Source organism: Trebonia sp., from assembly GCF_049794275.1.
Lineage (GTDB): Bacteria > Actinomycetota > Actinomycetes > Streptosporangiales > Streptosporangiaceae > Trebonia.
Window position 1 is genome coordinate 1 of record NZ_JBARCR010000894.1, and the last position, 8,701, is coordinate 8,701.

Annotated in this window: 8 protein-coding genes; 3 read left to right on the forward strand and 5 right to left on the reverse strand. The window is 68.4% G+C overall.

From position 1 onward, the window contains the following. Window positions 1–1,377: NAD-dependent succinate-semialdehyde dehydrogenase (locus tag WA805_RS22985; RefSeq protein WP_425243380.1), on the forward strand; the 1,377-nt coding region annotated here is incomplete at its 5' end. Between the two features lie 2 nt (window positions 1,378–1,379). On the opposite strand, the gene WA805_RS22990 is transcribed toward WA805_RS22985, so the two are convergent. After that, window positions 1,380–2,144, reverse strand: a complete 765-nt coding sequence (locus tag WA805_RS22990) for an IclR family transcriptional regulator (RefSeq protein WP_422273053.1) — start codon at window positions 2,142–2,144, stop codon at window positions 1,380–1,382. A 3-nt stretch (window positions 2,145–2,147) separates the two neighbouring features. Further along, entirely contained in the window at window positions 2,148–3,383 is a 1,236-nt protein-coding gene (locus WA805_RS22995; protein WP_425243381.1) for a hypothetical protein, read from the reverse strand. Here WA805_RS22995 and WA805_RS23000 point away from each other — a divergent pair. After that, on the forward strand, window positions 3,349–4,698 hold the full coding sequence (locus WA805_RS23000; protein WP_422286135.1) for a homogentisate 1,2-dioxygenase: 1,350 nt from the start codon (window positions 3,349–3,351) through the stop codon (window positions 4,696–4,698). The genes WA805_RS22995 and WA805_RS23000 overlap by 35 nt on opposite strands. Before the next feature lie 41 nt (window positions 4,699–4,739). Here the strand turns inward: WA805_RS23000 and WA805_RS23005 are convergent, their stop codons facing one another. Next, window positions 4,740–5,195 carry a hypothetical protein gene (locus WA805_RS23005; protein ID WP_425243382.1) on the reverse strand — a complete coding sequence of 152 codons (456 nt, stop codon included), beginning with the start codon at window positions 5,193–5,195 and terminating at the stop codon, window positions 4,740–4,742. Between the two features lie 74 nt (window positions 5,196–5,269). Then, complete coding sequence (locus WA805_RS23010; protein ID WP_422273061.1) at window positions 5,270–6,829, reverse strand: MFS transporter; 1,560 nt, start codon at window positions 6,827–6,829, stop codon at window positions 5,270–5,272. A gap of 150 nt (window positions 6,830–6,979) precedes the next feature. On the opposite strand from WA805_RS23010, the gene WA805_RS23015 reads away from it, so the two are divergent. Then, window positions 6,980–7,987 carry a sigma-70 family RNA polymerase sigma factor gene (locus tag WA805_RS23015; RefSeq protein WP_422273063.1) on the forward strand — a complete coding sequence of 336 codons (1,008 nt, stop codon included), beginning with the start codon at window positions 6,980–6,982 and terminating at the stop codon, window positions 7,985–7,987. A gap of 41 nt (window positions 7,988–8,028) precedes the next feature. Here the strand turns inward: WA805_RS23015 and WA805_RS23020 are convergent, their stop codons facing one another. Continuing rightward, a complete protein-coding gene (locus tag WA805_RS23020) occupies window positions 8,029–8,673 on the reverse strand; it encodes a DUF998 domain-containing protein (protein ID WP_425243383.1) in 645 nt (214 codons plus the stop codon). Window positions 8,674–8,701: the final 28 nt, after the last annotated feature.

Here is an 8,701-nt window from a genome sequence, read left to right on the forward strand (position 1 = left end):
ACGCAGACCCCGCCTTATCAGGTAACCGACCCGGCGACCGGCGAGGTGACCGAGACTTTCTCCTTCGCCACGGACGCGGAGGTAGCGGAGGCGCTCGCCGCCGCGACCGAGGCGTTCGCGGCATGGAGGCTGCGCCCGGTCGCCGAGCGCTCGGCGATAGTGAAACGGATCGCCGAGCTGTTCACTGAGCGCGCCGCCGATCTGGCCGCGCTGATCACCAAGGAGATGGGCAAGCGGCCCGCACAGGCCGTCGGCGAGGCCGAGTTCTGCACCGATATCTTCAACTACTACGCCGACAACGGCCCCGGGCTCATCGCCGACAAGCCGCTGCCCGGCCATGACACGGCGCGCGTGGAGTACCGGCCCGTCGGCCCGGTACTCGGCGTGATGCCGTGGAACTACCCGTATTACCAGGTGGCCAGGTTCGCCGCGCCCAACCTGATCGTCGGTAACACCGTCATCCTCAAGCACGCGGAAAACTGCCCGACCTCCGCCCTGGCGATCGCGCAGATCATGAAGGATGCGGGCGTGCCGGACGGCGTGTATATCAACCTCTTCGCGACCCACGAGCAGGTCGCCGCGGCGATCGCCGACCCGCGGCTGCGAGGCGTGTCGCTGACCGGCTCCGAGCGGGCCGGCACCGCAGTCGCCGAGACGGCCGGCCGCAACCTGAAGAAGGTCGTCCTTGAGCTTGGCGGCTCCGACCCGTACATCATCCTCGACACCGACGACGTCGAGGGCGCGGCGAAGACCGCCTGGGTCACCCGGATGGAGAACGTCGGCCAGGCCTGTAACTCCAACAAGCGGATGATCGTTATGGACGACATCTACGACGACTTCGTGGCCGCCCTGGTCAAGCGGGCCGCCGCGATGTCACCACGCCAGCCGGGCGATGACTCCCCGCGCTCCTACAGCCCGATGGTCTCCCGTAAGGCAGCGGAGAACCTCCTCGCCCAGGTGCAGGACGCGGTCTCGAAGGGCGCGACGCTGCACATCGGCGGCACGCTCGACGATGGCAAGGGCGCGTACTTCGCCCCGGCCGTGCTCACTGGCGTGACCCCCGAGATGCGGGCCTACCGCGAGGAGCTGTTCGGCCCGGTCGCCGTCGTCTACAAGGTCAGCGCCGACGACGAGGCGGTCCAGCTCGCCAACGTGGTGGACTTCGGCCTTGGCGGCGCGGTCTGGTCGACCGACGAGGAGCGGGCGGTCAACGTCGCCGAGCAGTTGGAGGTCGGCATGGCCAACGTCAATACCCCGGCGGGCGAGGGCGCGGACCTGCCGTTCGGCGGCACCAAGCGCTCCGGCTTCGGCCGCGAGCTAGGCCCCCTCGGCATCGACGAATTCGTCAACAAGCGCCTCTTTTACGTCGAGAAGTAGGGCTAACCGAGCACAGAGCCTATTTGCTTCGCGCCGCGCAATAGCTGAAGGGCGACTTCGGAGTCACGCGAGGTGTACTGCTCCAGCTCTGTCCCGGAGACAATCAGACCCCCGACCGGCTGACCGTCGCGGCGTCGGATAACGGCGGCGACCAGGCTCAGTCCAGGTGCGAAGCCGGGTGGCTTGTCGGCGGCGGATACGTAGTCGACTCCGTCCGCATCCCGGATGGCCGCGAAGCGCGGGGCGAGGTCCGCCGCCCGCGCTTCGCCGATGAGGTCGATGACCTTGCCCTCCGGCAGGTACGCGAGGACGCAGCGCCCGGATGCAGCCTGGTCAATGGTCCTGTTCATGATGCCGGGCAGCGTGTCAAGCGGGGTGGTGGACGACCAGGTCTCGCTGACCAGCGTCATCGTGCTACCGACCGGCGCCAGCACAGCGACCCGCCAGGGCCGTCCAGCGAAGGATCGGTGCTGCAGGTCGATCTGGAACGGCAGGGCGGCGGCGCGCAGCGGCGACTGCGCCAGGTAGCGGTTGCCGAGCAGCAGGGTACGCGGACCGAGGACGAACCGGTTGCTCTGCTTGACCAGCAGTTCTTCCCGCTCGAGGGTGCGGATGACGCGGTGGGTGACGGTGCGGTCCAGGTTGGCCGCTTCCGCCAGCTCGCGGGCGGACATGCCGACCGGGCTGGTCGATACCAGGTCGAGGACGAGGATGCTCCGCTGCAGCGATTGCAGGTACGAGCCACGGGCAGTACGTGCTGCGCCCACTGCTCAGTCCGGCGGGAAGTGCGAGGTCATCCACGTCACGACCGCGTCTGTGCCTTCGGACACCCGGTCGGGCGACGATGTATCGCCGATGGGGCGGCCATAATGGTCGGCGCGGCGGACGAGGACGAAGGTCTTGTCGTCGGTTGCCGCGGCCTGACCAAGCGCGCGGGCATCGCGCATCCTGGTGTAGACGTCGCCGGCGTAGTGGACGATCAGGGTCGGCGAAGTGACAGCGGCCAGGCTGCGCAGGGTGCTGGCGTGCGACGACGTAGCGCTCCAGGTGCTCAGCCAGGCCCGCGGCGTCAGGTACCGGGCGAACCCGGAGGTCGACCAGTTCTGCAGGTCCGGCCGCGGATGGCCGTCGTGCCCCCCGGCGCTGCGGTCGTCGGGATCGATCGTCAGGTCGGCCATCGCCAGGTCCGCGGTCGTCCGGTAGATGGTGAGAAACGGTGCCTGCACGGCCAGCCGCTCTAGCGTCAGGCGCTGAGCTGGCAGGGCGTCACCGGGCAGGGCAGCCAGCTCTTGCCTCGCCCTGGCCTGCGCGCTCAGGGCCGCACGGGCGAGTTCGTCGAGGCGCTGCACCCGGTGGAGCTGCGCCGCCCGGTAACGGTCGACGAACGCGGCGTCGTAGCGGATTCCGGTGACCGGGACCCGGAATCCGTTGCCAGGGTCGTACATATCCAGGTCGGGATCACGCGCGAACGGATCCCGCTCGTCGGTGACGGACGGGTCGAGCATGTCCTGCAGAACCCGCCCCTCGCCGACGTGGATGCCGATCAGCGCCAGGCCGTCTGCGGGCGGGAGATCCGCGGACCGCAGGTCAACGTTCGTGTACGGCTGCGGGCCCAGTCGCGACGCCGCCACGGCCTGCGCCTGCGACTGGTACAGGGAGGCCAGCGACCCGCCGCCGCTGTTGCCGAGCAGCACCACGCGCTCACAGCCGGAGTCGCGCAGCATCCGGACGCCGGCCGCAAGGTCGAGAAGGATTTCCTCGTGAACGGTGTCGACGTCATTGTTGACCGCCCGCCCGGCCCGCCCGATTACCGCGTAGCCAGCCCGGACCAGGGGAGGGATGTTGTAGTTCAGCGACTGGTCGGTCCGCGGGTGCATCAGGTGCACTCCCACCCGCGGCTGCCGCCCGGCCGGCCGGTAGAACAGCCCTCGCGACAGGGCGCCGTCGGCGCTCGTGAACACTACCGGCTCGATGATCGTGTCCTTCGGCAGCGCCGACAACGGCACGTTTGCGCCCTGCGGCGCTCGCGGCCCCAAGGCCGAACCGTCCTCCGTGTTACGATTATCGTTAATCGACTGCGTTATTCGCACATTTGGAACGTACACCGTCGCGCATGCGCCGTCCACGTTGGCGGTGGCGGTGGCGGCTGTCTCAGCGGAGACTCCTCGACTGGAGGAACGAGAGATGACGTTTTACCAGCGCCAGGGCATGCTCCCCCCGAGGCGGTTCACGGTCCTGGAACGTGAGAGTGGCGGGTACTACCACGAAGAGCTGATGAGCAGCGAGGGCTTCAGCGGAGCCTCGTCGACGCTCTACCGGCTCAACCCCCCGACCCGGATCCGGCATGTGCGTGACGGCGGCGCGACTCAGCCCAAGTTCTATGACGGTGTCCCCGATAACATGCTCTTCCTGGCGGAACAGGTCATCTCGTCCGGGGATTGCCGCACTGCCCGCGTTCCGCTGTTCGGCAACGACGACGTTCTTTATTCCGTATGCCGGCCGACGGCTGCAACGCCTGGCTTCTACCGAAATGGCGGCGCAGATGAACTGATTTTCGTCGCACGCGGAGCCGGCATCCTGGAGAGCGCTTTCGGCCGACTGCCTTACCGCGAGCGGGATCTGGTCGTGATCCCGCGCGGCGTCACGCACCGCTGGGTGCCCGATGGGCAGCCGCAGGACATGGTGGTGCTTGAGACAACATCGCCGGTCGGCCCCCCCGCCCGGTATCGCAACTCCACCGGGCAATTGCTCGACAGTGCGCCTTACCATGAGCGCGATATTCGCGCGCCGGAACTCGGTGAGCCGGCCGACGAGGCCGGTGAGTACACCATCGTCGTGAAGGCAGGCGGGCATGCGGGCGAGTTCGTCTTTGACCGGCACCCGTTTGACGTCGTCGGGTGGGACGGCTACCTCTACCCGTACGCGCTTAACCTTGACGACTTCGAGCCGATCAGCGGCCGGGTGCACCCGTTGCCTGACCAGTATCAGGTGTTCGCTGCCCGTGGGGTTGCCGTCTGCGCGATGGTCCCTCATCCCAATGCCAGCGACCCGCGCGCCAACCCGGCCCAGGCGCACCACATGAATGTGGATTACGACGAGCTGATGTACCGGTTCGTCAAGCAGGAGAACGACCCGCTGTCCCGCACGATCACGCTGCATCCGCGCAGCCTGGCGCACGGGCCCAAGCCAGGTTTCGACGCCATGCCCATCAGCCCGTTCCTGGACATGTGGTCGTACATGGTCGATACCACACAGCCGCTCAGGGTGACGGTTGCGGCCATGGACGTTCGCGACGACGATTACCGCTCGGTCTGGCTGTAACCGCTGCCGTGGCCGCGCGCGGCCTGCGCTCAGCGGGCACCCTAAAACCGGCGGCGGTCCCGGCGCATGTCCCTGCGGCGTACTCCGGCGACCGAGACCGGCGAGAGCGGCCTGCCGAGCGGGTCGATGAACAGCACACACGGACCAGCCGTCGCCGGGGGACTGCCCTGCAGGGTCTCGACGTGGTACTGCAAGCCGTCAGCCGTGATGCTCGGGTCGGAAATGACCACCACAGCCTCCTCCGGGGTGTCCGTCCCAGGCTCGCCCCAGGCCAGCACCGCGTTGGGCGGGTCGGCGGCGAAACTGTCGTCACCTTCGGACCACCACTGAAGGAAGCGGTGAGTGGTCAGGTGGCCGACGATGCGTTGGGGACGGTCGGAGAAGTAGATCGTGTGCGGGGTAAGACCGAGCAGGGTCATGGTCCCGCCGTCAGTGCGGACACCGCTTGCGGTTTGCACGAACATGTCCTCGACGGTGGTGGGTGGCGCATCCGTCATTGGGCCTCCTTCAGATGGTGAGGCGCCGCGGGCCGAAGCGGCTGCATCCGGGCCGCGGTTCTCCTCCCTGGCACTCATCCTTTCCCCGAGCCGGCCGGCGGAGCGTCATCCAGTGAGGGTGACTTGACCGTGCGAGGATGGCGTGCGGGTTCTCCGGTAACATCGCCGTCTTCAAGACTTCCGCCAGGTTGCTGCCGTTGCCGGGACGGCAGCAAGCAGAAGGCGAGAACCGCCGCCACTGCGAACACGATGGCCGCCACCGTAAAAGCCACCGTGTAGCCGTGGATCGCCGCGTCGGGGGTGACCAGCCGGCCGGCGTCCCGGTGGGTTGCTAGATAGCTCGCCGTAGCGCTCAGCGCGACGGTGCTCAGCGCTGAGACGCCGATGGAGCCGCCGACTTGCTGCATGGTGTTGACAAGCGCTGACGCCACTCCGGTGTCCTGCGGGAGCACGCCGGTCGTGGCGGTGGCGATGGCCGACGGGAGGATCAGGCCAAAGGCCAGGCCCAAGATGATCAGCGCGGGGAGCACGCCGGCGGCGTAGCTTGAGGCCAGGCCGAGCTGAGTGAGGTAGGCCATCGCGGCGGCGCCCAGCACCAGCCCGCCTGTGATTAGGGGGCGTGGCCCTGTCCTGGGCAGGAGGGCATTGCTCGACGCGTTGGCGGCCACGAGCAGGCCGCCGACCAGCGGCAGGAACGCCACGCCGGCGATGACCGGGCTATAGCCCTTGACCGTCTGCAGGTAGTAAGAGAGGAACAGGAAGGCCCCGAAAAGCGAGACCGTGGCCAGGCCAATGGATAGATAGGCGCCGCCACGGGCCCGGTTCGCGATGATCCGCAAAGGGAGCAGCGGCCGGCTGACGAGCCGCTCCACCACCACGAACAAGGTGAGCATGGCCACGCCCGCGGCCAGCGAACCCACCGTCTCAGCCGATCCCCAGCCGACCGCCTCGGCGCGCGAGAAGCCGTATACGAGGAGGAACACGCCGCCACCGCCCAGGGCTGCCCCCACGATGTCGACGCGCGAGCGGTTAGCGGGCGCGGCCGCTCGGATGAAAGCGGCTGCCCCTGACACCGCGAGCGCCGCGAACGCCAGGTTGACGTAGAGCGTCCAGCGCCACGATAGGTCCTGGGTCAGGACTCCACCCAGTAGGAGGCCCACGCCGCCGCCGGCGCCGGCCACCGAGCTGTACACGCCGAGCGCCCGCTGCCGCTCGCGAGGATCGGTGAAGGTGGTCAGAAGCGTGCCGAGGGCAGCCGGGGTCAAGATCGCGCCAAACGCGCCCTGCAGCGCGCGGGCGGCGACCAGCAACCCGAACGATGTGGCCGCACCGCCGAACGCCGAGGCCCCGGCGAAGCCGAGCAGGCCGACGATGAAGACCCGCTTGCGGCTGAACAGGTCACCGACACGTCCGCCAAGCAGGAGCAGCCCGCCGAAAGCCAGGGCGTAGGCGGTTACCACCCACTGCCGGTCGGAGTTGGCGAAGCCGAGGTCACGTTGCGCGGAGGGCAGGGCAATGTTGACGACAGTGGCGTCCAGGACCACCATCAGCTGAGCAATCGCCACCGTCACCAGAACCAGCCATCGGTGATCCGGTCCAGGCGAGCCGGCGGTCTTGCCGCCAGGTTCTGACATAACGCGTCCCATCTCCTGTGTGTGGTGTCGGCAAGACAGACACCACACTGCCCGGAAACCGGGCGGTCGCGGACCGCCCGGTTTCCGGGGCCGCCGGTGTCAGTACTGGCGACCGGCGGGAAGGAACCGAGCAGATGGAAGGACCGCACCGTGAAGTCCGACTTGACGGCCAGGGCACGGGCCGGAGATCAGGAGGCGTTCCGTGAGCTCGTGGGCCCCTACCAGTACGAACTTCAGGTCCACTGCTACCGGATGCTCGGCTCCGCGCAGGACGCCGAGGACGCACTGCAGGAGACGCTGCTGGCCGCATGGCGCGGGCTGGGCGACTTCGAGGAGCGTGCGTCGATCCGCACGTGGCTCTACCGGATCGCCACCAGCCGCTGCCTCAACGCCCTACGGGCCAGCAGCCGGAGAGTGACGATGGACGGCCCCCGGCACTGGCCCGACCCGCCCGAGCCGACCCGGCTTGGCGACGTCCCGTGGCTTGAGCCATATCCTGACGTGCTGCTGGACCAGTTGCCTGGCACCGAACCGGGACCCGAGGCACGGTATGAGAGTGCCGAGGCGATCTCGTTGGCGTTCATCACGGCCCTGCAACTCCTGCCACCCCGCCAGCGCGCTGTACTGGTGCTGCGTGACGTGCTCGGCTTCCGGACGGCTGAGACGGCGGACATCCTGGAGATCACCATCGAGTCGGCGGCCAGCGCGCTCAAGCGAGCCCGTGCCACCCTAGCGCGCCGCTCCGCCGGCACGGCAGGCCGTGAGCCGCCGCCCGCGCCGGGCTCGCCTGCCGAGCGCGAGCTCGTACACCGCCTGACCGAGGCTTTCGCGGCGGGGGATGTGGATGCCGTCGTCAGCTTGCTGACTGACGATGTGTGGCTGATCATGCCGCCCTCGCCCTTCGAGTACCAAGGCCGTGACGTGGCCAGACGGGGGCTGACCCTGCTCTTCGGCCGCGGACTGCGCTACCGGCTCGTGGCCACCCGCGCCAACGGCCAGCCGGCGTTCGGTGTCTACGTCCATGACCCGTGCTCCGGCGTCCTGCACGCGAACGGCCTGATGGTCCTCACTCTCGCCGGAGAGCGGATCAGTACACTCACGCGCTTCGACAACAGCGGCCTCGGCCGATTCGGCCTGCCCCGCATCCTCACCGACTGAAGACGAGCAGGCGCAAACGCAGACGCGATCCCGTCCGACCGCTATGGAACTGTCCCCTTTCGGCCTACTGGCATAACTGCTTGCCAGTGCCCGGAACGCTCTTGGCCTCGCTGTCCCTGGTTCCTGCGTCCCGCGGTTTGCCGCAAGGCGAGCGCCACGACAAGCGGAAACAGGGCCTGAACTGCCGAAGTCAGCCGCTCGACCATGCCCAGGTCACCGCCGCCGTCTCGTGCTGCGATCAGGAGCCAGCAAGACAACCCGGCGAAGATCACGGTCACCGTCGCGCAGCCGTAGACACTGACGATCCACGGTTGCGCTGGCGCGCGCCTGGCGACGAGTACGGGCCAGACCGCTGTCGTGACGACGCAGCTCACCGCGAAGGCAAGATGGCGGGACGTCGGGCCGGTGGCCGGTTCCGGAGTGGCAGCGATGCCGAGAGTAGAAAGGCCAGTCAGGATCAGCAGGATGCGCGCAGGCATGCGGACGGCAGTCAGGCCCGCGCCGGTCGCGATCTGACAGCTGCCCACCAGCAGCAGGGCCGCGGTCATTACCCACCGGTCGGTTCCCGAGTGACCAGCCAGCACGCTCATCGTCTGCCGCATCGGGCTGTAAGAGGCCGGCTGAAGCGCGCCAGCAATCAGCCAGCCCCCCACTAGGACAACGGGCGCCAGCAAGGCCGTACCCACCGCCCAGCCAGGGACTGGCTGGCCAGCC